The sequence below is a fragment of the Nocardioides secundeburneus genome (genome assembly GCF_039939255.1).
GTDB lineage: Bacteria > Actinomycetota > Actinomycetes > Propionibacteriales > Nocardioidaceae > Nocardioides.
This window is the reverse complement of the sequence record NZ_JBDUUE010000007.1, coordinates 171,636-196,388: the sequence shown is the minus strand read 5'-3', so window position 1 is coordinate 196,388 and position 24,753 is coordinate 171,636. Positions and strand designations below refer to the sequence as shown.

Genomic DNA, 24,753 nt, shown 5'->3' with positions numbered 1-24,753 from the left:
GCCCCGATAGACCACCGGTCATGATCTTCAGGACCGCGCGGTCGCTCACGATCGCCGTCGTCGTCGCCCTCCTGCTCGGTGGCCTCGGGGCAGCACGGAGCGCCGCCACCGCCGGCCCGCGCCCGGAACCCTCCGTGACGACGTCGTCGACGACGGCGACGCCGACGCCAGCCCCGGTCGAGCGCCGGGCTCCGGTGCGCCTGCGGGTGCTCACGTTCAACATCCGCTACGGCTCCTACGGCATGCGGCGGGTGCTGCACCAGGTCCGGCGGACCCGCGCCGACGTCGTCGTCCTCAACGAGATCGACAACCGGACGCGGCGCGGGGGCCTGCACCAGGCCCGGTGGCTCGCCCGGAAGCTCGGCATGAGCTACGCCTTCGACCCCAACAGCCCGATGCCCGAGGGCATGCGCGGCAACGCCGTGCTCACCCGCCACGAGATCCGCAGCATCCGCCAGCTCGAGCTGCCCTGGCCACGGCAGAGCCAGCGGCGCGGGGTCATGCAGGTCCGCATCGCGGCCCGGGGCCTCACCCTCGACGTCTGGGCCACCCACCTCAACCCCGGCGCCGGCACCGTCAACCAGGCCTGGAGCGTGAAGACCGCCATCGGGGTGCCGACGTGCGCCACGCTCCTGGGCGGCGACATCAACGCCGGCCCCGGCTCCCGCGAGGACCGGATCCTGCGGAGCCACCTGCGCGACGTCTGGCGCGACGTGCCGACCACGGGCGGCCCGACCAACTGGCAGGGCGACAACCGCATCGACTACCTCTACGTCGCCCACCTCCGCCCGCGGGCCGCCTGGACGACGCCGCCGCGCCGGGCCTCCGACCACCGGGGCGTCATCGGCGTCCTCGACCTCGACCCTGGGTCGTCCTGCGGCTGAGCCCGGTCGCGGGGCCCGGTAGCGCGCCTTTGCTACTGGCGAGTTAGATGGGCGTCACCACCCGTCCCGCACCGTCGCGCCCAGGAGGATCCGCATGCAGCTCGCCCTGTCCGAGGAGGACCAGAAGTTCCGGGAGGAGATGCGCACCTACTTCACCACCCAGGTCTCCGAGGAGATCCGGCAGACGGTGGCCGAGGGGCGCGAGCTCTCCAAGGACCAGATCGTGCAGAGCATGCGCGAGCTCAACGCGGGCGGGCTCGCCGTCCCGCACTGGCCCGAGGAGTGGGGCGGCCGTGGCTGGAGCGAGCTCAAGCGCCACATCTGGCACGAGGAGATGCAGGCCGCGTGCGTGCCCGTGCCGCTGGCGTTCAACGCCAGCATGATCGGCCCGGTCATCGCCCAGTTCGGCTCCGAGGAGCAGAAGGCGGAGTTCCTGCCCAAGACCGCCAACATCGACATCTTCTGGAGCCAGGGCTTCTCCGAGCCCGACGCCGGCTCCGACCTCGCGAGCCTGCGCACCACCGCGGTGCGCGACGGCGACGACTGGGTCGTCAACGGCCAGAAGACCTGGACGACGCTCGGCCAGTACGGCGACTGGATCTTCACGCTCGTGCGCACCAACCCCGACGTGAAGAAGCAGGCCGGCATCTCGATGCTGCTCATCGACATGCGCTCCGAGGGCCTGGAGGTGCGCCCGATCGAGCTCATCGACGGCGGGCACGAGGTCAACGAGGTCTGGTTCTCCGACGTCCGCGTGCCCGGGGCCAACCTGGTCGGCGAGGAGGGCCAGGGCTGGACGATCGCCAAGTTCCTGCTCGGCAACGAGCGGGTCGGCGTCGCGCCGGTCGGCGCCACCAAGCGCGTGCTGGCCCGGGCCAAGGAGCTCGGGGCCGAGCGCCTGGCCGCCGACCCCCTGCTGCGCGCCCGCGTCGTCGAGCTCGAGAACGAGCTGCTGGCCCTCGAGCTCACCGCACTGCGGGTGGCGGCCCACTCGGCCGGCGGCGAGCCGCACCCGGCGTCGTCCGTGCTCAAGCTGAAGGGCACCGAGCTGCAGCAGGCGGTGAGCGAGCTCGTCGTCGACCTCGGCGCCGTCGCCGTCCTCGGTGCCGGCGAGGGAGACGCCACGCTCGACTGGTACCGCCGCTCGGTGCCGACCTACCTCAACCTGCGCAAGGCCTCGATCTACGGCGGGTCCAACGAGGTGCAACGCCAGATCATCAGCCGCGGCATCCTGGGACTGTGAGGGAGAACTGACATGGACTTCAGCTACGACGACGAGCAGACCGCCCTCCGCGACGCCGTGAAGGGCCTCATCGGCAAGGCCTACAGCGACTACGAGCACCGCCGTCAGACCGCCAAGGGCGACCCGGGCTTCGACGAGAAGGTGTGGACCCAGATGGCCGAGATGGGCCTGCTCGGTCTCCCGTTCGCCGAGGACGACGGCGGCGTCGGCGCCGGCCCGGTCGAGATCGCGATCGTGTGCCGCGAGATCGGTCGCGTGCTCGCACCCGAGCCCTACCTCGCCTCCGTGGTCTACGCCGGCGGCCTCGTCTCCGCCGTCGGCACGCCCGAGCAGCGCGCCGAGATCCTCGGCGCCCTCTCCTCGGGCGAGTCGCTGCTGACCTTCGCCCACGACGAGCCGGGCCGGCTCTCGTCAGCGTCGGCGCACGACGTCACGGCCGACGCCGATAACAACCTCACCGGCGTCAAGGACGCCGTGCTGCACGGTGCGCGGGCCGACGTGCTCGTGGTGAGCGCGGCCCTGCCCGACGGCGGCACCGGGCTGTTCGTCGTCACCGAGGTCTCCTCGCTCGAGCGCGAGGGCTACGCGTTGCCCGACGGCGGCCGCGCCGCGCGCATCACCTTCGACGCCACGCCGTCCACGCCTCTCGGGGCGTCGGCGGCCGACGTCACGGCGAGCATCGCGACGGTGCAGGACATCACCCGCATCATGGCCGTCAACGAGGCGCTCGGCGCGATGCAGACCCAGCTCGCCGCCACGGTCGAGTACCTCAAGAGCCGCAAGCAGTTCGGTGTCACGCTCAACAACTTCCAGGCGCTCACGTTCCGCGCGGCCGACATGTACACCAGCCAGGAGCTGACCCACAGCCTCGTCGACTGGGCCACGATGGTCGTCGACGGCGGCACCCCGGACGCCGTCGCCGACGCCGCCGCCCGAGCTGGTCTGCAGGTCAGCCGGGCCGGGCGGCACATCGGCCAGGAGACGATCCAGCTGCACGGCGGCATCGGCATGACGGCCGAGTACAACGTGGGGGCCTACACCGCCCACCTCACCGTGCTCGACCACCTGCTCGGCGACGCCGGGCACCACCTGCGCACGCTCGACGAGAAGCTGGCGACCTACGCCGCCATCGACCCGCTCGACGTGGCATGACCGGGCTGCGGGGCCTCGCCGGCAAGACCGCGATCGTCACCGGGGCCAGCCGCGGCATCGGGCTCGGGGTCGCGCAACGGCTGGTCGACGAGGGCGCGCGCGTGGTGATCACCGCGCGCAAGCCCGAGGCGCTGGCCGAGGCGGTCGAGCAGCTCGGCGGCGCCGCGCACGCGCTCGGCGTGCCGGGCAACGCGGGCGACGCCGAGCACCGCCGCGAGGCCGTGGCCGCGGCCGTCGAGACCTTCGGCAGCCTCGACCTCCTGGTCAACAACACCGGCATCAACCCGGCCTTCGGGCTGCTCACCGAGCTCGACCTCGACGCCGCCCACAAGATCATGGACGTCAACGTCGTCGCCGCTCTCGGTTGGGTGCAGGAGGCCCACCGGGCCTGGATGAAGCAGCACGGCGGCGCCGTCGTCAACGTGTCGTCGCTCAGCGGCGTGCAGCCGGCGCCGTTCATCGCCTTCTACGGCGCCAGCAAGGCCGCGCTGATCTCGCTCACCGAGTCGCTCGCGCAGGAGCTCGGCCCCGGCATCCGGGTCAACGCCGTCGCCCCCGCGGTCGTCAAGACCCGGTTCGCCGAGGCCCTCTACGTCGGGCGCGAGGAGGAGGCCGCGGCCAGCTACCCGCTCAAGCGCCTCGGCGAGACCGACGACATCGGCTCGCTCGTCGCGTTCCTGCTCTCCGACGAGGCGTCGTGGTTGACCGGGCAGACGGTCGTCGCCGACGGCGGCATCTCCCTGATGGGCCAGCACTGATGGGGCCGCACTGATGGGTCACCCGGCACTGGAGGGCAAGGGCGCGGTCGTCACCGGCGCCGCCGGCGGCATCGGGCGCGCGCTCGCCGCGCGACTCGTCGCCGAGGGCGCCCGCGTCGTCGTCAACGACGTCGACGCCGACCGGCTCGCGGCCACCGCCGACGAGATCGGGGCCGTCGCGGTGCCGGGCGACTGCTCGTCGGCGTCCGGCGTCGACGACCTCGTCGCCACGGCCGCCCACGTCCTCGGTCGCATCGACGTCTACTGCGCCAACGCCGGCATCGACCACACGCTCGCCGACAGCCTGCAGTTGCCCGACGAGCAGTGGGCGCAGATGCTCGACGTCAACGTGATGGGCCACGTGCGCGCCGCGCGCACGCTCGTGCCCGGCTGGGTCGAGACGGGCGGCGGCCGGTTCGTGGTGACGGCGTCCGCGGCCGGCCTGCTGACCATGATCGGGGCGGCCGCCTACAGCACGACCAAGCACGCGGCCGTCGGCTTCGCCGAGTGGCTCTCGATCACCTACGGCGACCGGGGGGTCGCCGTCCAGGCCATCTGCCCACAGGGCGTGCAGACCGCGATGCTCGACCAGGCCGGCCCCCTCAAGGACCTGCTCTCGCACGACGAGGCGCTCACGCCCGACGCGGTCGCCGACGCCTGGGTGTCGTCGCTCGACGACGACCGCTTCCTGGTGCTCCCGCACCCCGAGGTCGGCGGCTACTACGCGGCCCGGGCCGCCGACACCGACCGGTGGCTCGGCGGCATGCGTCGCCTGCAGGCGAAGGTCGACGGCCTCTCGTGACCGACCTGCCGGGGCTCGACCTCGCCGACTTCCACAGGTGGTACGACCTCGAACGACCGGGCGACCTCCGCCCCGACCTGGTCGGCCACCTCATCGCGGGCGGCAAGTCGAACCTGACCTACGAGGTCTCCGACGGCACGTCGACCCGCATCGTGCGCCGTCCGCCGCTGGGGCACGTGCAGGCCACGGCCCACGACATGGGCCGCGAGTTCACGGTGATGTCGGCGCTCGCCGGCTCCGACGTCCCGGTGCCGCCGACCTACGCCCACTGTCGCGACACCACGGTGCTCGGTGCCGAGTTCTACGTGATGGGCAAGGTCGACGGCGTCGCCTACCGCACCTCGGCCCAGCTCGAGCCGATCGGCGCCGACGCCACGACCGCCCTGGCCCGATCGATGGTCGAGGTGCTGGCCCGCCTGCACGCCGTCGCGCCCGACGACGTCGGGCTGGGCGACCTCGGCCGCCCGGCCGGGTTCCTGGAGCGCCAGGTGCGCCGGTGGGGCCGGCAGCTCGAAGGCTCGGCCACCCGGCCGCTGCCCGACGCCGTCAGGCTGCTCGCGCGGCTCTCGTCGTCCGTGCCGCCCGACGGTGCGCCGGGCATCGTCCACGGCGACTACCGGCTCGACAACCTCCTCTGCGTGGCCGACGACCCGGCGCCGGTCAAGGCCGTCGTCGACTGGGAGATGGCGACCCTGGGCGACCCGCTCACCGACGTCGCGCTGCTGCTCGTCTACGACGAGCTCGGCTCGCTCGTCGGCGGCGCCGCGGTCTCCGACGCCAGCAGCGCGCCGGGCTACCCCGACCGCGACACCCAGCTCGCCACCTACGAGTCCGCGAGCGGCCGGCCCCTGGGCGACCTGTCGTTCCACCTCGGGCTGGCCTACCTCAAGATCGCGGTCATCCTCGAGGGCATCCACCACCGCCACCTGGCCGGGCAGACCGTCGGTGACGGCTTCGACCGCATCGGCGAGGCGGTCGAGCCGCTGCTCGCAGCAGGGTTGGCTGCCACCCGATCGGGCCAGTCCGAGTAGTCCGATCGGTCACCCCTCGGGTTTTTCGCTGCGCGGTGCTAAGACACCCACCTACGGTGCCGCGGTGAACACCTACCCCCACCCCCACCGCACCCGCCTCGCCGGCGCCGCCGTCGTCGCCCTGGTCGCCCTGGTCCTCGCTCTCCTCGCCCCCGTCGGGACGGCGTCCGCGCGCGTCCCCGCCGGCGACCGCGCCGCGGCCACCTCGAGCGCCGCACCCGCCGAGCGCGCCGTCGTCCACAAGACCGTGAAGAAGCGCTGGACCATGCCCTTCCGGACCCGCGTCGTCCGCACGAACGACCTGCCCCGCGGCACGACCAAGGTGTCCCGCAAGGGCCGCACCGGCGTGAAGCTGGTCGTGTGGCGCATCACCTACGACGACGGCCACCAGGTGTCGAAGAAGAAGGTCCGCACCAAGATCGTCCGCCGTCCCGTCGCCCGGATCGTGCTCAAGGGCACCCGTACCCACACCGAGCAGCGGTGCGACCCCAACTACAGCGGTGCGTGCGTGCCGATCGCCAGCGACGTCGACTGCGCCGGCGGCAGCGGCAACGGCCCGGCCTACGTCGACGGCCCGGTGTACGTGGTCGGCGACGACATCTACGGCCTCGACTCCGACGGCGACGGTGTCGGCTGCGAGTGACCTGACCGTTCGGGCGGGGGTCCGGGCGCCCGGCACGTGAGAGTGTCGGGCCATGGACCTCCGCCTCGACGACGAGCAGACCGCGTTCCGCCAGGCCGCCCGCGACTTCCTCGACCGTGAGGCACTGCCGTTCCGCACGCAGTGGGACCGCGACGAGTCCGTCGACCTCGACATCGTGCCGAAGATGGCCGAGCTGGGGTTCTTCGGCCTGACCATCCCCGAGGAGTACGGCGGCGTGGGCGGCGACTACGTCACCTACGCGCTGGCGATGGAGGAGCTCGGCCGGGCCGACTCGGCGCTGCGCGGCATCGTGTCGGTGAGCAGCGGCCTGGTCGGCAAGTCGATCCTGTTCCACGGCACCGAGGAGCAGAAGCAGGAGTGGCTGCCGGTGCTGGCCGCGGCCGAGAAGCTCGGGTGCTTCGGCCTCACCGAGCCCGACACGGGCTCCGACGCCGGCAACCTGACCACGCGCGCCGTCCGCGACGGCGACGACTGGTTGCTCAGCGGCCAGAAGCTGTTCATCACCAACGGCACGTGGGCATCGGTCGCCCTCGTCTTCGCCCGCACCGGCGCGCCCGACTCCGGTGCCCGAGGCGTCTCGGCGTTCCTCGTGCCGACCGACTCCCCCGGCTTCGAGGCGCGCGAGATCAAGGGCAAGCTCGGCCTGCGCGGGCAGGCCACCGCCGAGCTGTTCCTCGACGACGTCCGCGTGCCGTCGTCGGCGATGCTCGGCGGCCCCGACGGCGAGGGTCGCGGCTTCAAGGTCGCGATGTCGACCCTCGACAAGGGCCGCCTCGCCGTCGCCGCCGGCTGCGTCGGCATCGTGCAGGGCTGCCTCGAGACCTCGGTGGCCTACGCGAAGGACCGCACCCAGTTCGGCCGGCCCATCGCCGGCTTCCAGCTGGTGCAGGACATGATCGCCGACATCTCCCTCGACGCCGACGCCGCGCGCCTGCTCGTGTGGCGCGTGGCCGACCTCGTCGATCGCCACGAGCCGTTCGGCGTCGCGGCCTCGAAGGCCAAGCTGTTCGCCTCCGAGGCCGCCGTCCGCGCGGCCAACCTCGCCATCCAGATCCACGGCGGCGCCGGCTACATCGACGAGTACCCCGCCGCCAAGTACCTCCGCGACGCGCGGGTGATGACGCTGTACGAGGGCACCTCGCAGGTGCAGAAGCTGCTGATCGGGCGGGCCGAGACGGGCATCAACGCGTTCGTGTGAGCACTCAGCTCGCGTAGGGGTCGGCGAAGCTCGATGCGCCGAGGGCCGGCAGCAGGTCGGCGGCGGCCTCGGGGCAGCCCTCCGCGGCGAGGGCGTCCATGTCGGCGCCGTCGATGTCGGTGAGCAGGCCCTCGTCGGCGTAGAAGGCGACCAGCTGGGTGCCGAACTGTGCCGCCGCGAACTCGGCCGGCTGGAGCCCGACGACGTCCGGTGCGGTCTCGGCCAGGAAGCCGCAGAACGCCTCCGGGGTGAGCTCGGCGCCGGCGTCGGCCTCGCCGTCGAGGTCGGTGTCGCCCGACGTGGCGTCGTCCACACCGCCGGCGAGGTCGGTCGCCGCCGTCGACGGGGCGCCGTCGTCGCCTCCCCCGTCGTCGGACCCGCCACACGCGCTCAGCGCCATGCCGACCAGGACGATCGCTGCCGCTGCGCTCCACCGTGGGTTGCCCATGACCACAGCCTGGCAGCCGGGGCGGTCGACCGCCCGGCTCGGGTGGGCCTTGCGTTGCGGCCCCATCGGTGCTCGATCGGCCGGGTCAGCCCGATCGGGCAGACCGTCCGCGACGCGGTGAGGCGGGCCCCGCGACGTCCTATCCTCCCGAGCATGGACGACGACCTCCTGGCCGGGCGCTACCAGCGGCTGCGCCCGCTCGGCTCGGGCGGCATGGGCGACGTCTGGCTGGCCGAGGACCTCGAGCTCGGGCGGCAGGTCGCGGTGAAGCGGCTCCGGCTCGGGGGTGATGCCGACCTCGACGGCGAGCTGATGGAGCGCATGGTCCGCGAGGCGCGCACCGTGGCCCGGCTCAACCACCCGGCGATCGTGACGCTGTTCGACCTCGTGCGGGTCGAGGGCCGGCCCTACCTGATCCTGCAGTTCGTCGAGGGCGAGTCGCTCGCCGACCGCATCGCCCGCGAGCGCCAGGTGCCGTGGCCGGTCGTGGCCCGGGTGGTCGCCGACGTCGCCGGCGCGCTGGCGGCCGCGCACGCGGCCGGGGTGACCCACCGTGACGTCAAGCCCGCCAACCTGCTGCTCGACCGCGACGCACGTGGCCACCTGGCCGACTTCGGCATCGCCCGCGGCGTCGACGACGTCGCGATCACCCGGGCCGGCCAGATGATCGGCACGATCGCGTTCCTGCCGCCGGAGGCGGCGCGCGGGGAGGGCACCAGTCCGGCGAGCGACGTCTGGTCGCTCGGCGCCACGTTCTTCGCCGCGGTCGAGGGTCACGCGCCGTTCCTCGGCACCGGCCAGCCCGAGGTCGGCTGGATCCTTGCTCGCCTGGCGCGCGAGGAGGCTCCCGCGTCGTCCCGGGCCGGCGCGTGCACCGACGTGGTGGCCGCGATGCTCGCCAGCGACCCCGCCGTCCGCCCGACCACGGCCCAGGTGGCCGGCGAGATCGAACGCATCCTCTCCGCCACGCCCGCCCCGCAGCCGCACCCGCCGTCGCCGTCGCCGTCGCCGCAGGCGGAGCGTGCCGCGATGCCGACCCAGGCCCTCAGCGCCCCGACGCGCGTCGACGACCCGTCACCGCCCCTCCCGGCGACTTCGAGCGGACGAGGCGTCGGACGGAAGCTGCTCGTGCTGCTGGTGGCCCTCGTGGCCGTCGGTGCGGTCGTCGTCGGCCTCCTCGTGCTCGGCGGTGGGCCGGACGACGACGACCGGGCCGACGACGAGCGCACGCCGTCCGGTCCGGCGACGGCCACGCCGGTGGGCACGATCGACCTCGCCGCGGGCGCCCGTCGCGTCGAGCTGCCCACCGGGGCCGCCGGGCCCCTCGTCGTCGCCAGCACCGACGCCGACCTGGTCTCGATCATCGACGCCGCCACCTCCGAGGTGACCGAGGTCCCGGTCTGCGACGCCCCGTCGGGCGCGGCGCCCACACCCGACGGCACCACCGTCTTCGTCACCTGCGAGGGCAGCGGCGAGGTCGCCTCGGTCGTCGACGGCGAGGTCCGCGACTACATCGACCTCGGCGGCACGCCCGCGCTCCCCCGGGTCTCGCCCGACGGCACCCGCCTCTACGTGGGCATCGCGGTCGCCGACACCGAAGCCGGCCGCATGCTCGTCATCGACACCGCGACCGACGAGGTCGTCGGGGCGATCGAGGCCGACGCCCCGGTCGGGCTCGCCCAGTTCACGCCCGACGGCACCACCGCCTACGCCCCCGTCGACGACGCCGGCGCCGTGCTGCGCATCGACGCGGCGTCCGGCACCGGCGAGCTGGTCGACCTCGACGGCGCCGAGCCCAACGGACTGCAGGTCAGCGCCGACGGCAGCCGGGTCTTCGTCACCACCGGGACGTCGATCGAGGTGCTCGACCGCCTCGACGGCACCGACTCCGTCGGTGCGTCGTTCGACCTCGGCGGCACGACGATCGGACGCGTGCGTCAGCAGCCCGGCACCGACCTCGGCTGGATCCCCGAGCCCGAGCGGGGTCGCATCGCGGTCCTCGACCTGACCACGGGCGAGGAGGTCGACGAGATCGCCGTCGACGGCCGTCCCGGCTCGATCGTCGCCTTCGCCGCCGACGGCGCCACCGCCTACGTGCCGGTCACCGACGACGACGCGGTGCTGGCCGTCGACACCGTGACCCACGAGGTCACCACCGTCGCCGAGGTCGAGGCCCCGACGACGATCGCGCTCACCCCCGACGGCGACACCCTGTACGTCATCGGCTCGGCCGACACCGACGACCGCAGCCGGCTGACCACCCTCGCCCTGCAGTAGCCCTGACTAGGCGCGGCGGCTCCAGGCGTCGACGACCCGCCGTGCCGCGCGCTCGCTCAACCCGTGCTCGCGCACCGTGCCGGCGACGATCGGCTCCTTGGTCGACAGCACCGCGACGAGCAGGTGGCCCGACGTCACCCCGCGCCCGGAGTCGACCCGTCGGACGCCGAGCGCGCGCACCAGCAGCTCACGCGTGGCGTCGGTGAGGCGGCGTCCGGCCCAGTCGGGCGGGTCGTCGAACGGCGGGTTGACGACGGCGAGCACCGTGGCGAGGTCGATGCCGAGCGTCTCGACCTCCTCGACCTCGATCGTGTCGGACGCCGCCAGCCACCGTTGGTCGAGGGTCAGTCGCACCCGGTCGGCCTCGACGCCGAGCTCGGCCAGCACCTGCCGCACGAGGCGGTCGTCGAGCAGCGCGCGCAACAGGTGGTGCGGGTGCACGTCGCGCCGGTCGGCCATGGCTCGACCGTACGTCGCTCAGCCGCGTCGGACCTCCAGGATCCGGAAGCCCTTCGCGCTGGCCAGCCGCGTCGTCGGCCAGCCCTGCTCGTCGAGCCAGCGCTGCAGCGAGTCGGCGCCGAGGTTCTTGCCCACCACCATCACCGCGCGGCCGCCGGGCGCGAGCGTGGGCAGCCAGCGCAACAGCAGCTCGTGCAAGGCCTGCTTGCCGATGCGGATCGGTGGGTTCGACCAGATCTCGTCGTAGGTGGCGCCGGGGTCGACGTCGTCGGGCAGCACGGCCTCGAACCGGTCGGCCACCCCCAACGTGGCGGCGTTGTCGCGGGCGAGCAGCAGCGCGCGCTCGTTGACGTCGACCGCCGCCACCTGCGCCTCGGGCAGCGCGAGGGCGAGCGCCAGGCCGATCACCCCGTAGCCGCAGCCGAGGTCGAGCACGCGGCGCACCGACGGCGCCGGCGGCTCGGTCTCGCGGAACAGCACCGCGGTGCCGACGTCGAGCCGGCCCTGCGCGAAGACGCCCGAACCCGACTCGAGCGACATCGCCCGGCCCCACACCTCGGTCTCGACGGCGGCACGCTTGAACGGCACCGACGGGTCGGCGGTGAAGTAGTGCTCGTCAGGCATCGCTGCGCACCCGCCTCGCCATCGTCTGGACGGCGCGCGCGGCCAGCTCGTCGTCGGCCGGGTAGGCGACCTCCTCGAGCGTGAGGCCGTGCGCGTGGACGACCGCGACCGCGGGGTCGCGGGTCTCGGCCCGCAGGACCTCCCCCGCCCAGGCCGGCGGGCGTCGTCCCTCGCCGATCGCGAGGAGGCAGCCGACGATCGCGCGGACCATGCTGTGGCAGAACGCGTCGGCCCGCACGGTCGCCACGGCGACGCCGGCCTCGTCGCGCGCCCACGACAGCTCGAGCAGCGTGCGGATCGTGGTCGCACCTTCGCGCTGCTTGCAGAACGAGGCGAAGTCGTGCCGCCCGACCAGCAGGTCGCACGCCGCATTCATCGCGTCGAGGTCGAGCTCACGCGGCCAGGCGAGCACGTGGGCGCGGGTCAGCGGGTCGAGCAGGTCGGCACGGTCGGCTACGCGGTAGGCGTAGCGCCGCCACAGGGCACCGAAGCGGGCGTCGAAGCCGTCGGGTGCGATCGTCACGCGGCGCACCCGCACGTCGGGGTCGAGGACGCCGTTGAGCCGACGGGCGAGGCGATCGGGCAGCACCTCACCATCGGGCCCGTCGGGCACGTCGGTGTGCACCACCTGGCCGCGCGCGTGGACGCCGGAGTCGGTGCGGCCCGCGCAGACCACGGCGACGTCGTCGCGGCGCAGCACCGTGGCCAGGGCCGCCGTCAGCACGCCCTGCACCGTGCGCAGGCCCGGCTGGGCCGCCCAGCCCTTGAACGACGTCCCGTCGTAGGAGAGGTCGATCCGCAGTCGCACCCGCCGATTGTGTCAGCGACACCCGGTCGCGACGCGTCCGGACTAGATTCGGGGGGTGGCCGATCCCGTCATCCTCCTCGTCTCCGCCGAGCACTCCGAGTTCCTGCTCGACGAGTTCGGGCGCTACGCCCGCGACTACGACCTCCGCACCGCCCACTCCGCGGCCGAGGCGATCGAGGTCATCCTGCAGGTCAAGGCCGAGGGCTCGACCGTGGCGCTGTTCGTGCAAGACGGACAGCTCCCCGACGAGCACCCGCTCATGGCCTTCCACCACTGGCGCAAGAAGGTGCCGACGGCGCGCCGCGTGATCGCCGCCCCGTGGGAGCACTTCCTGGCCCAGGCCGCCGAGCTGCGCCCCGGGCTGGCCAAGGGCAAGTACGACGCCTACCTGCTGATGCCGCGCGGCGTCCGCGACGAGGAGTTCCACGGCGCGATCACCGAGCTGCTCTCCGACTGGGGCTCCACCGTCGCGATGCCCGAGGTCGAGTCGGTGCGCATCGTCTCCCCGCCCAACACCCCGCTCACCAACGCGATCCGCGAGTTCACCGAGCGCATGGGCATGCCCACCCGGGTCTATCCGCCCGAGTCCCCCGAGGGCCGCGAGGTCCTCGACGAGCACGCGCAGACCGGGGGCGAGGTCACCTGGCCGGTCATGCGCACCATCGGGCGCCCGGTCTACGCCCCGACCTCCGTGCGCGACGTCGCCACCCAGGTCTACGGCGCCCCCAGCGACATCGACGTCGACGAGGTCGTCGACCTCGTCATCGTGGGGGCCGGCCCCGCCGGGCTCGCCGCCGCGGTCTACGGCGGCAGCGAGGGCCTGTCGACCGTCGTCCTCGAGGCCGAGGCGATCGGCGGCCAGGCCGGCACGTCGTCCATGATCCGCAACTACCTGGGCTTCCCGCGCGGCATCTCCGGCATGCGCCTGGCGCAGCGGGCACGCAACCAGGCCATCAGGTTCGGCGTGCAGTTCTACACCGGCTGGGAGGTCGACGCACTCGACCGCTGCCACGACGGCGGGCACCACCTGCTGCGCACGCAGGGCGGCGACGTGCACGCGCGCTCGGTCGTCGTCGCCACCGGGGTCGCCTACCGCAAGCTCGGCTGCGACGGCATCGACGACCTCGTCGGCATGGGCGTCACCTACGGCTCGGCGATGTCGGCGGCCCGCGAGTCCCAGGACGGCGACGTCGTGGTCGTCGGCGGTGGCAACTCCGCCGGCCAGGCCGCCATCCACCTGTCCCGGTTCGCCCGCTCGGTGACCATCATGGTGCGGCGCCCCGGGCTCGAGGAGACGATGTCGCAGTACCTGATCAACGAGATCGCCTTCAACCCGCGCATCACCGTCGAGACCTGCTGCCAGGTCGTCGACGGCGGCGGCGAGGGCCGGCTCGAGTGGCTGGACGTGCGCGACGTGACCACCGGCGAGGTCGCCCGACGTGAGGTCACCGGGCTCTTCCTGCTGCTCGGCGCCGACCCGCACTGCGACTGGCTGCCCTCCGGCGTGGCTCGCGACGCGCACGGCTTCGTGCTCACCGGTCGCGACGTGCCCCCGGCGTCGTGGTCCGACGGCCGCCCGCCCGCCAACCTGGCCACCACGATGCCGGGCGTCTTCGCCGTCGGCGACATCAGGGCCGGCTCGATGAAGCGGGTCGCGTCGGCGTCCGGCGAGGGTGCGAGCGTCGTCCCGCTCGTGCACTCCTGGCTGTCGCCGTAGCCCGCCGCCGCGATAGTCCCGGACGAAATGGTCGTTTCTCGGGCCGGAAGGCGACGAGAACGTCAGGGACTACCCCAGCTCGGCGCGGGTCGGCGGGTTCGGGCCCGCCCGCGAGACGGTGACCGCGGCGGCCCGGGCGGCGTGCGCGACGGTGGCCGCCGGGTCGAGACCGTCCCAGAGCGCGTCGACGATCGCGGCCGAGAACGTGTCGCCGGCGCCGATGGTGTCGACGACCGTCGTCGGCACGGCCCGGCCCACGACGACGCCGTCGGCGCCGTGCCACTCGGCCCCCTCGGCGCCCCGGGTGACGACGACGGCCTCGGGCCCGAGGGAGCGCAGGTGGGCGGCGGCGTCGGTGAGGGGGAGGTCTGGCCAGAGCGCGGCGAGGTCCTCGTCGCTGGCCTTCACGATCGTCGCGCGGCGGGTCACGGCCTCGACGCGGGCGACCACGCCGGGCCCGGTGCCGGTGATCGCCGGCCGGGCGTTGACGTCGTAGGTCACCACGGGCCCGGGCGCGAGGCGGTCGAGCAGGGCCAGGACGTCGTCGGCCCCCGGCGCGAGGACGGCGGCGATCGAGCACACGTGCACGAACGCCGGTGGCTCGGCGACCTCGACCGGCCCGAAGCGCCAGTCGAGGTCGAACTCGTAGGACGCCGAGCCGTCGGGCCCGATCGTGGCGATCGCGGCCGACGTCCGGTCGAGCACGTGCGGGTCGGTGGCCAGCTCGACCCCGGACGCCGCCAGGTGCTCGGCGACCACCCGCCCGCGGGCGTCGTCGGCGTACGACGTCGCGAACCGGACGGGCCGGCCGAGCCGGGCGAGCGCGACGGCGACGTTGGCCGCCGAGCCGCCCGGGTGCTCGACGTCGCCGACGACGTCGACCAACGACTCCCCCACCACCAAGCAGTAGTCCATCGTCCTACTCTCGCAGGCGTGACCATCCACCCGCTCGACCCGGACTCCCCCACGCCGCTCTACGAGCAGCTGCGCGCCCAGGTCGCGAGCCGCGCGGCGACCGGCGACCTGCCGGCCGGCACGAGGCTGCCCTCCGTGCGCCAGCTCGCGGTCGACCTCGGCATCGGCGTGCGCACCGTGCAGCGGGTCTACACCGAGCTCGAGGCCGACGGCGTCGTCGTCACCGAGGGCCGGCGCGGGACATCGATCGCGGCCACAACGGCGCCGGGCGACGCCACCGCCATGGCCGACGAGTACGCCGCCACCGCGCGTCGGCTCGGCCTCACCCTGGCCGAGGCGACCCGTCTGCTGGAGCAGCGCTGGTAGCCCTGTCGGTGCCCACCACTAGCCTCGCCGCATGGCCCTGGACACCTCCGCCGAGCAGCCGGCCCCCGTCCGGCAGGTGGCGACCGCCATCGCCGGCTGGGTCGACCGGCTCGGCGCGATCTGGGTCGAGGGCCAGATCGCCCAGCTGAGCCGGCGTCCGGGCCTGGCCACGGTGTTCCTCACGCTGCGCGACTCCCTGGCCGACATCTCGGTCTCGGTCACCGCGCCCCGCGCGCTCATCGACTCCCTCAACCCGCCGCTCGTCGAGGGCGCGAGCGTGGTCGTGCACGCCAAGCCCTCGTTCTACGCCACCCGGGGCACCCTGTCGCTGCAGGCCCGCGACATCCGCATGGTCGGGCTCGGCGAGCTGCTCGCGCGCATCGAGCGGCGCCGCCAGGTGCTGGCCGCCGAGGGCCTGTTCGACCGCGAGCTGAAACGCCGGCTGCCGTTCCTCCCGGGTCGCGTCGGGCTCGTCACGGCGCCGTCGTCGGCCGCCGAGCGCGACGTGCTCGACAACGCCCGCCGCCGCTGGCCGGCGGTCGAGTTCACCGTCGCCGCGGCCACCATGCAGGGCACCCGGGCCGCCGGCGAGGTGATGGAGGCCCTCGGGCGGCTCGACCGCGACCCCGAGGTCGACGTCATCGTCATCGCCCGCGGCGGCGGATCGGTCGAGGACCTCCTGCCCTTCAGCGACGAGGGGCTCGTGCGTGCGGTCGCCGCCGCCCGCACCCCGGTCGTCTCGGCGATCGGCCACGAGCAGGACCAACCGCTGCTCGACCTCGTCGCCGACGTGCGCGCCTCCACCCCCACCGACGCCGCCAAGCTCGTCGTCCCCGACGTCGCCGCCGAGGCCTACGCCGTCGCCTCGGCCCGCGAGCGGCTGCGCTCCCTCGTGCTCGCCTCGCTCGGCCGCGAGCAGGCCGGTCTCGACGCGCTGCGCTCCCGACCGGCGCTCGCCGACCCACGCACCCTGGTCGACCGCCACGTCGTCGACCTCGTCGCCCTGCGCGAGCGGGCCCGTCGCTCGCTCGGTCACCAGCTCGCCCGGGCCGCCGACGACCTCGGCCACCACCGCGCCCGCGCCCGGGCGCTGTCGCCGCTCGCCACCCTCGAGCGCGGCTACGCCGTCCTGCAAGACGCCGACGGCCACGTCGTCACCTCGGTCGCCGGCCTCGACGCCGGCGCCGCCGTCAGCGTGCGGGTGGCCGACGGCCGCGTGCACGCCGACGTCACCTCGACCACGGAGGAACCCACATGAGCAAGACCACCGACAGCAGCGCCGAGGCACCCTCCTACGAGGAGGCCCGCGAAGAGCTCGTCGACGTCGTCCGCCGGCTCGAGGCCGGTGGCACGACGCTCGAGGAGTCCCTCGCGCTCTGGGAGCGCGGCGAGGCGCTCGCCGCGACCTGCCAGCAGTGGCTCGACGGCGCCCGTCAGCGCCTCGACGCGGTCATGACGGAGAAGCCGTCGGGAGCGGAGCAGTCGTGAGTCGCGCCACGACGTCGGCGAGCTCGTCGGGGTCGACGGCGCCGTAGACCAGCACGGTCTCCTCGCCGAGCGAGGCCGTGAAGGCGTGGTCGCCGTCGGGGTCGCTCCACCCGTCCCAGGTCGGCGCGAGGTCGCCCACGCCGGTCAGCGGGTCGGCGGTGCGCACGTCGTCGACGCCGGCGTCGGCGAGCATGGCCGCGGCGTCCTGGTCGGCCTGACGGATGCCGACGAACTCGTCGTCGCGGGTGAACAGGTTGATGTCGTAGCGCGGACCCTGGTCGCGGGTGGCGGGCGTCGGCTCGACCCGGGTGGCCTTCCACCCCTCGGGCAGCGTCGCCGGGTAGACCAGGTCGGCCCCGTTCTGCTGGAGGTTCAGCACCTCCGCGGCGAGGTCGACGTCCGGGACGTCCTGCTCCGGCGGGTCGGAGAAGAACCCGCGGAAGACGACGAACGCCACGACGCCGAGCACGGTGACGATGATGGCGCCGATCAGCCCCTCGAAGGAGCGCTGGTAGCGCCCGCCCTGCTCACTCACGCCCCCATCGTCCCAGGACGGGCCCGGCGGCGGGCGAGGAGGGCCGCTCCGGGGGATAGCATCCGCGACATGAGCCCCGCCGCCGTGCCGCCGCACTTCGAGCCCGCCCCCAGCTCGCCCGACCGCAACCTGGCTCTCGAGCTCGTGCGGGTCACCGAGGCCGCGGCCATGGCGGCCGGGCGGTGGGTCGGGCGCGGTGACAAGAACGGCGCCGACGGCGTCGCCGTCAACGCCATGCGGGTGATGATCTCCACCATCGGCATGCGCGGCACCGTGGTGATCGGCGAGGGCGAGAAGGACAACGCGCCCATGCTCTACAACGGCGAGCAGGTCGGCGACGGCACCGGGCCCGAGTGCGACGTCGCGGTCGACCCGATCGACGGCACCACGCTGACCGCGAAGGGCATGTCCAACGCGGTCGCGGTGCTCGCCGTCGCGCCGCGGGGGTCGATGTACGACCCGTCGGCGGTGTTCTACATGGAGAAGCTGGTCACCGGCCCCGAGGCGGCCGAGGTCGTCGACCTGCGCTACCCGGTCGCCGAGAACATCCACCAGGTCGCCAAGGCCAAGGGCAAGAAGCCGCAGGACGTCACCGTCGTGCTGCTCGACCGGCCGCGCCACGAGCAGCTGGCCGACGAGATCCGCGCCACCGGGGCCCGGATCAAGCTCATCGTCGACGGCGACGTCGCCGGCGCGATCATGGCCGCGCGCCCCGACACCGGCATCGACCTGCTGCTCGGCATCGGCGGCACCCCCGAGGGCATCATCGCCGCGTGCGCGATGAAGTGCACCGGCGGCGTCATCCAGGGCCGGCTCTGGCCGCAGGACGACGCCGAGCGGCAGCGGGCCGTCGACGCCGGTCACGACCTCGACCCGGAGCACGTGCTAACCACCGACGAGCTCGTCACCGGCGACGACTGCTTCTTCGTCGCCACCGGCATCACCGACGGTGAGCTGATGCGGGGCGTGCGCTACAACGCCGGCAGCGTCAGCACCCACTCGCTGGTCATGCGCTCGCGCTCGGGCACGATCCGCTCGATCACCGCCGAGCACCGCCTCGAGAAGCTCGGCCCGTTCTCCGCCATCGACTTCGGCGGCTCGTAGGTCGATCGACCTGGCACGGCCCCCGCGGTCAGGCCGACTTGAGCTGCACCTGACCGGCGTCGATCTGGCGACGCAGGGCGGCGGCGACGTGGTCGACGACGAGCGGGTCGAAGGCCATGCCGCAGTGCGACGTCGTCACCTCGACCGCGACGGCGAGCGGGTCGATGCAGGCCCGCCAGTCGACGATGCCGTCGCGCTTGCTGTAGATCGCGGTGAAGCCGACGTCGCCGGCCAGCGGCTGGCGGCTCTCCTCGAAGCTCTGGCGCGCGCACGTGCCGCCGACGCACTCCTCCGACATCAGGCCGGGGACGCCGGCCCGGCTCAACCGCACCAGGCCCTCGACGCTCCAGGTGAGCGTCGCGTGGTGGGCGGCGGGGGCGAGCATCGGGCTGCCGAGGGTGACGATGCCGGAGACGAGGTCGGGACGACGCACGGCGACGCCGCGGGCGATCATGCCGCCGAGGCTGTGCCCGACGACCTGCACGCGGGAACCGCGCCGGGTCGCGATGGCCTCGAGTCGCGACTCGAGCTGCGCGGCGGCGTTGAGCGTGCAGCCGACGTTGGCGTGGATGTGCGAGCGGTAGGTGCGGAAGCCGCGCGTGCGCAGGGTGCGGGCCATCAGCGCGAGCGAGCCGTCTCCGGCCATGAAGCCCGGCACGAGGATCACCGGCTCGACCGCCCGCCCCGCGGAACGACCCGTGTAGGGGCGTGCCCGACGGATGCGCCGTTCCTCGCCGGCCCGGACGGCGTAGCGGCCAGCCTCGGTGACGACGCTGGACTCGCGGAGCACCGCGGTCAGCGACGGGCGCGCGAAGCCCTCCGGGAGGAGGAAGGAGGCGAGCGGGCTGTCACTCATGTGACGCACGCTACTGCCCCGTGGGCATGCCTCGGGGGACATCACCCTCCTCCGGGGCCGTGCTTGGATGGAGGGCGTGCCGACACGACCCAAGCCCGCCCCACCGGTGACGGTGTCCGACGAGCTGTTCGCGCCCGTCTCCGGCGACATCGAGCTGTGCTACCAGACCTTCGGCGACCCGGCCGACGAGCCGTTGCTGCTGGTGATGGGGCTCGGCTGCCCGATGACCTGGTGGGACACCGACCTGTGCGAGATGCTGGCCCGCCGGGGCTTCTACGTGATCCGCTTCGACAACCGCGACGTCGGCCGCTCGAGCCGCGCGACCGGCCGGGTCACCCGCCGCCTCCTGGTGCGCGGGTTCGCAGGCCTGCCGACGCGCTCGCCCTACTCGCTCGACGACATGGCCCGCGACGCCTTCGGCCTGCTCGACCACCTCGGGCTCGAGGCGGCGCACGTGGCCGGCGTGTCGATGGGCGGCATGATCGCGCAGTCGATGGCGCTGCAGCAGCCGCAGCGGGTGAGCTCGCTGGCCAGCATCATGTCGACCACCGGACGACGCACGGTCGGCTGGCAGCACCCGGTCCTGTTCCGCAACCTCCTGGCCAGCAGCAGGGGCCGTGAGGGCTACATCCGCTCGAGCGTCGCCACCTGGCGCCTCATCGGCTCGCCCGGCTACCCGACGCCGCAGGAGCACATCGAGGAGCGCGCCGCCGACACCTACGACCGCGGCGTGAGCGTGGCCGGGCTCACCCGGCAGATGGCCGCGATCGTCACCACCGCCGACCGCACGCCCCGGCTGCGCGGCCTGCGCGTGCCGACCGTCGTCGTCCACGGCCTGGCCGACAAGATGGTGCACGTCTCGGGTGGACGGGCCACGGCCAACGCCGTGCCGGGCGCCGACCTGCTGCTCGTCGACGGCATGGGACACGACCTGCCGCCCGCCCTCCACGAGACGTTCGCCCAGGCCATCACCCGCAACGCCGAGCGGGCCACCGCCCGCTGACGCCGACCCGGCGCGTCTCTGCCGGGCCGGCGTCGCCGGCTACTGGCTGAGCCGGGCGCCGGACTCGGTCTCGAACACGTGCACCTGCGCGGGGTCGGTGGTCACGTGCACGGTCTCGCCCTTGGCGACGGCACCCCGGCCGCCGACCCGGACGATGACGTCGTGCGGGGTGCCCTCGACGCCGCAGGTGCCGTGCACGTAGGAGTCGGCGCCGAGCTCCTCCACCACGGTGACCCGCACGGGCAGGCCGCCGTCGGAGGGACCGACGAGGCGCCAGGCCTCGGGCCGGACGCCGATGGTGATGTCGCCCTTCATGCGCTGGGCGGCCACCGGGTCGACCGGCACGACGTAGTCGCCGATGCGGGCCTGTGCGTCGGTGGCGACCGCCTCGATGAGGTTCATCTGGGGCGAGCCGATGAAGCCGGCGACGAACAGGTTCACCGGCTTGTCGTACAGGTCGAGCGGGGTGTCGACCTGCTGCAGGACGCCGTCCTTCATCACCGCGACGCGGTCGCCCATCGTCATCGCCTCGACCTGGTCGTGGGTGACGTAGACGGTCGTGACGCCCAGGTCGGCCTGCAGCCGGGCGATGTCGGCCCGGGTCTGCACGCGCATCTTGGCGTCGAGGTTGGACAGGGGCTCGTCCATGCAGAACACCTGCGGGCTGCGCACGATCGCCCGCCCCATGGCGACCCGCTGGCGCTGGCCGCCGGAGAGCGCCTTGGGCTTGCGGTCGAGGTAGTCGGTGAGCCCGAGCATCGTCGCCGCCTCCGCCACGCGCCGCTCGCGCTCGTCGGCGGGGACCTTCGCCATCTTGAGCGCGAAGCCCATGTTCTCGGCGACCGTCATGTGCGGGTAGAGCGCGTAGTTCTGGAACACCATGGCGATGTCGCGGTCCTTGGGCGGGACGTCGGTGACGTCGCGGTCGCCGATGAGGATCCGACCGTCGTCGACCGGCTCGAGGCCGGCCAGCATGCGCAAGGTGGTGGACTTGCCGCAGCCCGATGGCCCGACCAGCACCATCAGCTCTCCGTCGCCGATCTCGAGGTCGATGCCCCGGACGGCGGGTTCGGGGGCACCGGAGTACCACCGTTGGGTCTTCTCGAACGTCACTGTGGCCATGCTTGATACAGCTCCCTTCACCGGCAGGTACGTGCCGGACGATCCGTCGTGAAGTGACGCGGATCACCCTATGGGCCGTGTCCAGTCCCCTCCGACCTGCGGCTTTGCCGGGTACCGCCACCCCTAAGAGTGGTCTGGACATCACCGGTCATCACCGACAGGGTGTTGAGACCATCACACAACGGGAGGGGTGCGGATGAGTCCCGACAGACTCCGTGGACACCGGCGCCGGAGGCTCGCCGCAGCCGCCGTGTCGCTGGTGCTGGGCGGCACGCTGCTGAGCGCGTGCGGGAGCGACGGCAAGCCGACGCTCAACTGGTACATCAACCCGGACGGCCAGGACACGCTGACCAAGCTCGCGGCCGACTGCAGCGAGGGCAAGCCCTACGACATCCAGATCAACCTGCTGCCCACCGGCGCGACCGACCAGCGCACGCAGCTCGCGCGCCGGCTGGCGGCGTCCGACAGCGAGACCAACCTGATGAGCCTCGACCCGGTCTTCGTGGCCGAGTTCGCCAACGCCGGCTGGATCGCGAAGTGGCCCGACGACCTCGCCGCCGAGGTCACCGACGACGACGTGCTGTCCGGGCCGGCCGACACGGTCACCTGGGACGACGGCGTCTACGCCGCGCCGCAGTGGGCCAACACGCAGCTGCTCTGGTACCGCAAGTCGCTGGCCGAGGCCGCCGGCCTCGACACCAGCCAGTCCGACACCTGGACCTGGGACCAGGTCATCGACGCCGCCGCCGCCAACAACGGCACGGTCGGCGTGCAGGCCAACCGCTACGAGGCCTACTTCGTGTGGATCAACTCGCTCGTGGCCGGTGCCGGCGGCGACGTCGTCAGCGACACCGAGGCCGGCAAGGACGCCAAGGTCGACATCGACAGCGACGCCGGTCGCGCCGCCGCCGCGGTGATCCAGAAGCTCGCCGACTCGGCGGCCGCGCAGCCCGACCTCACCGTGTCGCAGGAGGGCACCAGCCTGCCGTTCATGTTCGACCCCAACTACGCGGGCGAGTTCATGACCAACTGGACCTTCGTCTACAAGAACTACGAGCCCACCGACGAGAACGGCTTCACGAAGGAGCAGTTCGACGACCTCGGCTGGGCGCGCTACCCGCGCACGGTGCCCGACCAGGAGTCGCGCCCGCCCGTGGGCGGCATCGACATCGCCGTCGGCGAGTTCACCGAGAACAAGGACTGGGCCTTCGAGGCCGCGCAGTGCGTGTCCTCCCCCGAGGCGCAGGAGCAGCTCGCCGTCAACGACGGCCTGATGCCGGCGCGCCAGTCGGTCTACGACTCCTCCGGCCTGACCGAGGCGTTCGACCCGACCGTCCTCGAGCTGTTCCAGCAGAGCCTCGAGGCGGGTGCACCCCGGCCGAAGAGCGCCTACTACAACCTGATCTCGGGGGCGACGCAGAAGTCGTTCCACCCGCCGACCAGCGTCAACCAGGACACCCCGGCCGACGCCGCGAAGTACATCCGCGACGTGCTCGACGGGAAGGCTCTCCTGTGAGCGCCACCGCGACCAAGCCGGTCGAGCCGCGCAGCCACAAGCCCGTCGAGAGCGACCGCGCCAAGGCCGAGCAACGCCTCGGCCAGAAGCTGGTGCTGCCCGCGGTGATCGTGATGCTCGCCGTCACGGCGTTCCCGATCGTCCGCGCGCTCTACCTGTCGTTCTACAACTACTCGCTCACCTCTCCCGAAGACCGGGAGTTCGTGGGCCTGAGCAACTACGTCACCGGCCTCACCGACCCGCTGCTGTGGAAGTCGATCGGCATCACCGTGCTGTACATGGTGGTCACGGTCGCCATCGAGCTGGTGATCGGCTTCGCGTTCGCGATGGTGATGCACCGGGTGATCTTCGCCCGCGGCGTCATCCGCACCTCGATCCTCATCCCCTACGGCATCATCACCGTCGTGTCGGGCTTCGCCTGGCAGTTCGCGTTCAGCGCCAACAACGGCTTCATCAACGGCTGGCTGCCCTTCATCGGCGACGACTTCAACTGGTTCGGCGAGGGCACGCCGGCGGTCATCGCCATCATGGTCAGCGAGATCTGGAAGACCACGCCGTTCATGTCGCTGCTGCTGCTGGCCGGCCTGGCGCAGGTCTCGGAGGACATGATCGAGGCCGCCAAGGTCGACGGCGCCACCTGGACCCAGCGTCTGACCAAGGTGATCCTGCCCAACATGCGGGCCGCGATCATGGTGGCGGTGCTGTTCCGCGCGCTCGACGCCTACCGCATCTTCGACAACATCTTCGTGATGACCAACGGCGCCCTGGGCACCGAGTCGATCTCGTTCCTGGTCTACCGCCAGACCATCGAGCAGTTCCAGCTCGGCATGGGCTCGGCCCTGTCCGTGGTGCTGTTCCTCTCGGTGCTCCTGGTGGCCTTCCTGATCGTCAAGCTGTTCCGCGTCGACCTCGCGCGGGCGCGAGGAGAGGGGTGATCGCGCGATGAAGCAGAAGATCGGACTCATCGTCGGCGTCGCACTCGTGCTGGCCTGGTGCCTGCTGCCCGTGGTGTGGATCATCTCGCTGTCGTTCAAGGACGCCACCGCGGTCACCAACGGCTCCCCCGGCTTCTTCCCGCAGGGCGGCGCCGGCTTCGCCGGCTTCGACAACTACCGCGCCGCGTGGGAGAACACGCAGTTCCGTCGGGCCATCTTCAACTCGATCGGCATCAGCCTCATCGCCACCACGCTCTCGGTGATCCTGGCGACGCTGGCGGCCTACGCCATCGCTCGGCTCGACTTCAAGGGCAAGAAGCTCGTGCTCACCACGGCGCTCGCCATCGCGATGTTCCCGGTGGTGTCGCTGATCAGCCCGCTGTTCGACATGTGGCGCGCCATCGGCCTCTACGACACCTGGCCCGGCCTCATCATCCCCTACATGTCGTTCACGCTGCCGCTGGCGATCTGGACGCTCTCGGCGTTCTTCCGCGAGATCCCGTGGGAGATGGAGCAGGCCGCCCAGGTCGACGGGGCCACGTCATGGCAGGCGTTCCGCAAGGTGATCGTGCCGCTCGCCGCACCCGGCGTGTTCACCGCGGCGATCCTGACGTTCTTCTTCGCCTGGAACGACTTCGTCTTCGGCATCACGCTGACCTCGACCGAGACCGCCCGGCCGATCCCGGCGTCGCTGTCGTTCTTCGTCGGTGCCGACCCGTTCAACCGACCGGCATCGCTGCTGGCGGCCGGTGCCGTCATTGCGACGATCCCGATCATCATCATCGTCCTCATTTTCCAGCGCAAGATCGTCGCCGGTCTCACCTCCGGCGCAGTGAAGGGGTGAACTG

Annotated in this window: 26 protein-coding genes; 18 read left to right on the top strand and 8 right to left on the bottom strand. The window is 72.8% G+C overall.

The window, feature by feature from the left end:
- The first annotated feature begins 20 nt into the window (after positions 1 to 20).
- The 8 genes from ABFT23_RS19645 to ABFT23_RS19610 all read left to right on the top strand — a co-directional run bounded on the left by ABFT23_RS19645 (position 21) and on the right by ABFT23_RS19610 (position 7,732).
- Positions 21 to 884 (top strand): endonuclease/exonuclease/phosphatase family protein, encoded by an 864-nt coding sequence (locus ABFT23_RS19645; protein WP_347898275.1) that lies wholly within the window; start codon positions 21 to 23, stop codon positions 882 to 884.
- Between the two features lie 94 nt (positions 885 to 978).
- Entirely contained in the window at positions 979 to 2,127 is a 1,149-nt protein-coding gene (locus ABFT23_RS19640) for an acyl-CoA dehydrogenase family protein (protein ID WP_347898273.1), read from the top strand.
- A 12-nt stretch (positions 2,128 to 2,139) separates the two neighbouring features.
- Complete coding sequence (locus tag ABFT23_RS19635) at positions 2,140 to 3,279, top strand: acyl-CoA dehydrogenase family protein (RefSeq protein ID WP_347898271.1); 1,140 nt, start codon at positions 2,140 to 2,142, stop codon at positions 3,277 to 3,279.
- Positions 3,276 to 4,037 (top strand): SDR family oxidoreductase, encoded by a 762-nt coding sequence (locus ABFT23_RS19630; protein ID WP_347898269.1) that lies wholly within the window; start codon positions 3,276 to 3,278, stop codon positions 4,035 to 4,037. Before ABFT23_RS19635 ends, ABFT23_RS19630 begins: the two co-directional genes overlap by 4 nt.
- A gap of 13 nt (positions 4,038 to 4,050) precedes the next feature.
- Positions 4,051 to 4,839 carry an SDR family oxidoreductase gene (locus ABFT23_RS19625; protein WP_347898267.1) on the top strand — a complete coding sequence of 263 codons (789 nt, stop codon included), beginning with the start codon at positions 4,051 to 4,053 and terminating at the stop codon, positions 4,837 to 4,839.
- Positions 4,836 to 5,870, top strand: a complete 1,035-nt coding sequence (locus ABFT23_RS19620) for a phosphotransferase family protein (protein ID WP_347898265.1) — start codon at positions 4,836 to 4,838, stop codon at positions 5,868 to 5,870. Before ABFT23_RS19625 ends, ABFT23_RS19620 begins: the two co-directional genes overlap by 4 nt.
- Before the next feature lie 64 nt (positions 5,871 to 5,934).
- Positions 5,935 to 6,513 carry a G5 domain-containing protein gene (locus tag ABFT23_RS19615; protein ID WP_347898263.1) on the top strand — a complete coding sequence of 193 codons (579 nt, stop codon included), beginning with the start codon at positions 5,935 to 5,937 and terminating at the stop codon, positions 6,511 to 6,513.
- A 52-nt stretch (positions 6,514 to 6,565) separates the two neighbouring features.
- Positions 6,566 to 7,732 carry an acyl-CoA dehydrogenase family protein gene (locus tag ABFT23_RS19610; RefSeq protein WP_347898261.1) on the top strand — a complete coding sequence of 389 codons (1,167 nt, stop codon included), beginning with the start codon at positions 6,566 to 6,568 and terminating at the stop codon, positions 7,730 to 7,732.
- A 4-nt stretch (positions 7,733 to 7,736) separates the two neighbouring features.
- Here the strand turns inward: ABFT23_RS19610 and ABFT23_RS19605 are convergent, their stop codons facing one another.
- A complete protein-coding gene (locus ABFT23_RS19605) occupies positions 7,737 to 8,180 on the bottom strand; it encodes a hypothetical protein (protein ID WP_347898259.1) in 444 nt (147 codons plus the stop codon).
- A gap of 153 nt (positions 8,181 to 8,333) precedes the next feature.
- Here ABFT23_RS19605 and ABFT23_RS19600 point away from each other — a divergent pair, with 153 nt between their 5' ends.
- Entirely contained in the window at positions 8,334 to 10,457 is a 2,124-nt protein-coding gene (locus tag ABFT23_RS19600) for a serine/threonine-protein kinase (RefSeq protein WP_347898257.1), read from the top strand.
- Positions 10,458 to 10,463: 6 nt separating this feature from the next.
- Here ABFT23_RS19600 and ABFT23_RS19595 read toward each other — a convergent pair whose 3' ends face one another.
- The 3 genes from ABFT23_RS19595 to truA are packed head-to-tail and all read right to left on the bottom strand — an operon-like array spanning position 10,464 to position 12,348.
- Entirely contained in the window at positions 10,464 to 10,916 is a 453-nt protein-coding gene (locus ABFT23_RS19595) for a Clp protease N-terminal domain-containing protein (protein WP_347898255.1), read from the bottom strand.
- An 18-nt stretch (positions 10,917 to 10,934) separates the two neighbouring features.
- Entirely contained in the window at positions 10,935 to 11,540 is a 606-nt protein-coding gene (locus tag ABFT23_RS19590) for a class I SAM-dependent methyltransferase (protein WP_347898253.1), read from the bottom strand.
- Positions 11,533 to 12,348, bottom strand: a complete 816-nt coding sequence (gene truA / locus ABFT23_RS19585) for a tRNA pseudouridine(38-40) synthase TruA (RefSeq protein ID WP_347898251.1) — start codon at positions 12,346 to 12,348, stop codon at positions 11,533 to 11,535. Before truA ends, ABFT23_RS19590 begins: the two co-directional genes overlap by 8 nt.
- A gap of 55 nt (positions 12,349 to 12,403) precedes the next feature.
- On the opposite strand from truA, the gene ABFT23_RS19580 reads away from it, so the two are divergent.
- Positions 12,404 to 14,065: an FAD-dependent oxidoreductase gene (locus ABFT23_RS19580; RefSeq protein WP_347898249.1), complete on the top strand. Its 1,662-nt coding sequence runs from the start codon at positions 12,404 to 12,406 to the stop codon at positions 14,063 to 14,065.
- A 69-nt stretch (positions 14,066 to 14,134) separates the two neighbouring features.
- Here ABFT23_RS19580 and ABFT23_RS19575 read toward each other — a convergent pair whose 3' ends face one another.
- Positions 14,135 to 14,980, bottom strand: a complete 846-nt coding sequence (locus tag ABFT23_RS19575; protein WP_347898247.1) for a PfkB family carbohydrate kinase — start codon at positions 14,978 to 14,980, stop codon at positions 14,135 to 14,137.
- An 18-nt stretch (positions 14,981 to 14,998) separates the two neighbouring features.
- Between ABFT23_RS19575 and ABFT23_RS19570 the strand changes: the two genes are divergently transcribed.
- Genes ABFT23_RS19570 through ABFT23_RS19560 form a run of 3 tightly spaced genes read left to right on the top strand, consistent with a single transcriptional unit; the run spans position 14,999 to position 16,834 of the window.
- Entirely contained in the window at positions 14,999 to 15,346 is a 348-nt protein-coding gene (locus ABFT23_RS19570; protein WP_347898245.1) for a GntR family transcriptional regulator, read from the top strand.
- A gap of 31 nt (positions 15,347 to 15,377) precedes the next feature.
- The gene (xseA, locus tag ABFT23_RS19565) at positions 15,378 to 16,604 is read left to right on the top strand and encodes an exodeoxyribonuclease VII large subunit (protein ID WP_347898243.1); all 1,227 of its coding nucleotides are present in this window, start codon (positions 15,378 to 15,380) and stop codon (positions 16,602 to 16,604) included.
- Positions 16,601 to 16,834: an exodeoxyribonuclease VII small subunit gene (locus ABFT23_RS19560; protein WP_347898241.1), complete on the top strand. Its 234-nt coding sequence runs from the start codon at positions 16,601 to 16,603 to the stop codon at positions 16,832 to 16,834. The genes xseA and ABFT23_RS19560 overlap by 4 nt, the downstream gene beginning before the upstream one ends.
- On the opposite strand, the gene ABFT23_RS19555 is transcribed toward ABFT23_RS19560, so the two are convergent.
- Positions 16,797 to 17,369, bottom strand: a complete 573-nt coding sequence (locus ABFT23_RS19555) for a DUF4245 family protein (RefSeq protein ID WP_347898239.1) — start codon at positions 17,367 to 17,369, stop codon at positions 16,797 to 16,799. The two genes, ABFT23_RS19560 and ABFT23_RS19555, sit on opposite strands and share 38 nt — an antisense overlap.
- 69 nt (positions 17,370 to 17,438) lie before the next feature.
- Between ABFT23_RS19555 and glpX the strand changes: the two genes are divergently transcribed.
- Entirely contained in the window at positions 17,439 to 18,473 is a 1,035-nt protein-coding gene (gene glpX, locus ABFT23_RS19550; protein ID WP_347898238.1) for a class II fructose-bisphosphatase, read from the top strand.
- Between the two features lie 28 nt (positions 18,474 to 18,501).
- Here the strand turns inward: glpX and ABFT23_RS19545 are convergent, their stop codons facing one another.
- Positions 18,502 to 19,329, bottom strand: coding sequence for an alpha/beta fold hydrolase (locus tag ABFT23_RS19545; protein WP_347898236.1), 828 nt, complete (start codon positions 19,327 to 19,329; stop codon positions 18,502 to 18,504).
- 76 nt (positions 19,330 to 19,405) lie between these two features.
- Between ABFT23_RS19545 and ABFT23_RS19540 the strand changes: the two genes are divergently transcribed.
- Positions 19,406 to 20,332 (top strand): alpha/beta fold hydrolase, encoded by a 927-nt coding sequence (locus tag ABFT23_RS19540; RefSeq protein WP_347898234.1) that lies wholly within the window; start codon positions 19,406 to 19,408, stop codon positions 20,330 to 20,332.
- A gap of 39 nt (positions 20,333 to 20,371) precedes the next feature.
- Here ABFT23_RS19540 and ABFT23_RS19535 read toward each other — a convergent pair whose 3' ends face one another.
- Positions 20,372 to 21,454 (bottom strand): ABC transporter ATP-binding protein, encoded by a 1,083-nt coding sequence (locus tag ABFT23_RS19535; protein ID WP_347898233.1) that lies wholly within the window; start codon positions 21,452 to 21,454, stop codon positions 20,372 to 20,374.
- Between the two features lie 196 nt (positions 21,455 to 21,650).
- On the opposite strand from ABFT23_RS19535, the gene ABFT23_RS19530 reads away from it, so the two are divergent.
- Genes ABFT23_RS19530 through ABFT23_RS19520 form a run of 3 tightly spaced genes read left to right on the top strand, consistent with a single transcriptional unit; the run spans position 21,651 to position 24,749 of the window.
- On the top strand, positions 21,651 to 22,970 hold the full coding sequence (locus tag ABFT23_RS19530) for an extracellular solute-binding protein (protein ID WP_347898231.1): 1,320 nt from the start codon (positions 21,651 to 21,653) through the stop codon (positions 22,968 to 22,970).
- The gene (locus ABFT23_RS19525) at positions 22,967 to 23,905 is read left to right on the top strand and encodes a carbohydrate ABC transporter permease (protein ID WP_347898229.1); all 939 of its coding nucleotides are present in this window, start codon (positions 22,967 to 22,969) and stop codon (positions 23,903 to 23,905) included. The genes ABFT23_RS19530 and ABFT23_RS19525 overlap by 4 nt, the downstream gene beginning before the upstream one ends.
- A 7-nt stretch (positions 23,906 to 23,912) precedes the next feature.
- On the top strand, positions 23,913 to 24,749 hold the full coding sequence (locus tag ABFT23_RS19520) for a carbohydrate ABC transporter permease (RefSeq protein WP_347898227.1): 837 nt from the start codon (positions 23,913 to 23,915) through the stop codon (positions 24,747 to 24,749).
- Positions 24,750 to 24,753: the final 4 nt, after the last annotated feature.

What these genes read in the sequence shown, in the direction of transcription:
- ABFT23_RS19645 (WP_347898275.1), top strand. Translation starts at nt 21, where the DNA reads ATGATCTTCAGGACCGCGCGGTCGCTCACGATCGCCGTCGTCGTCGCC.
- ABFT23_RS19640 (WP_347898273.1), top strand. Translation starts at nt 979, where the DNA reads ATGCAGCTCGCCCTGTCCGAGGAGGACCAGAAGTTCCGGGAGGAGATG.
- ABFT23_RS19635 (WP_347898271.1), top strand. Translation starts at nt 2,140, where the DNA reads ATGGACTTCAGCTACGACGACGAGCAGACCGCCCTCCGCGACGCCGTG.
- ABFT23_RS19630 (WP_347898269.1), top strand. Translation starts at nt 3,276, where the DNA reads ATGACCGGGCTGCGGGGCCTCGCCGGCAAGACCGCGATCGTCACCGGG.
- ABFT23_RS19625 (WP_347898267.1), top strand. Translation starts at nt 4,051, where the DNA reads ATGGGTCACCCGGCACTGGAGGGCAAGGGCGCGGTCGTCACCGGCGCC.
- ABFT23_RS19610 (WP_347898261.1), top strand. Translation starts at nt 6,566, where the DNA reads ATGGACCTCCGCCTCGACGACGAGCAGACCGCGTTCCGCCAGGCCGCC.
- ABFT23_RS19605 (WP_347898259.1), bottom strand. Translation starts at nt 8,180, where the DNA reads ATGGGCAACCCACGGTGGAGCGCAGCGGCAGCGATCGTCCTGGTCGGC.
- ABFT23_RS19600 (WP_347898257.1), top strand. Translation starts at nt 8,334, where the DNA reads ATGGACGACGACCTCCTGGCCGGGCGCTACCAGCGGCTGCGCCCGCTC.
- ABFT23_RS19595 (WP_347898255.1), bottom strand. Translation starts at nt 10,916, where the DNA reads ATGGCCGACCGGCGCGACGTGCACCCGCACCACCTGTTGCGCGCGCTG.
- ABFT23_RS19590 (WP_347898253.1), bottom strand. Translation starts at nt 11,540, where the DNA reads ATGCCTGACGAGCACTACTTCACCGCCGACCCGTCGGTGCCGTTCAAG.
- ABFT23_RS19575 (WP_347898247.1), bottom strand. Translation starts at nt 14,980, where the DNA reads ATGGACTACTGCTTGGTGGTGGGGGAGTCGTTGGTCGACGTCGTCGGC.
- xseA (WP_347898243.1), top strand. Translation starts at nt 15,378, where the DNA reads ATGGCCCTGGACACCTCCGCCGAGCAGCCGGCCCCCGTCCGGCAGGTG.
- ABFT23_RS19560 (WP_347898241.1), top strand. Translation starts at nt 16,601, where the DNA reads ATGAGCAAGACCACCGACAGCAGCGCCGAGGCACCCTCCTACGAGGAG.
- glpX (WP_347898238.1), top strand. Translation starts at nt 17,439, where the DNA reads ATGAGCCCCGCCGCCGTGCCGCCGCACTTCGAGCCCGCCCCCAGCTCG.
- ABFT23_RS19545 (WP_347898236.1), bottom strand. Translation starts at nt 19,329, where the DNA reads ATGAGTGACAGCCCGCTCGCCTCCTTCCTCCTCCCGGAGGGCTTCGCG.
- ABFT23_RS19535 (WP_347898233.1), bottom strand. Translation starts at nt 21,454, where the DNA reads ATGGCCACAGTGACGTTCGAGAAGACCCAACGGTGGTACTCCGGTGCC.
- ABFT23_RS19530 (WP_347898231.1), top strand. Translation starts at nt 21,651, where the DNA reads ATGAGTCCCGACAGACTCCGTGGACACCGGCGCCGGAGGCTCGCCGCA.
- ABFT23_RS19520 (WP_347898227.1), top strand. Translation starts at nt 23,913, where the DNA reads ATGAAGCAGAAGATCGGACTCATCGTCGGCGTCGCACTCGTGCTGGCC.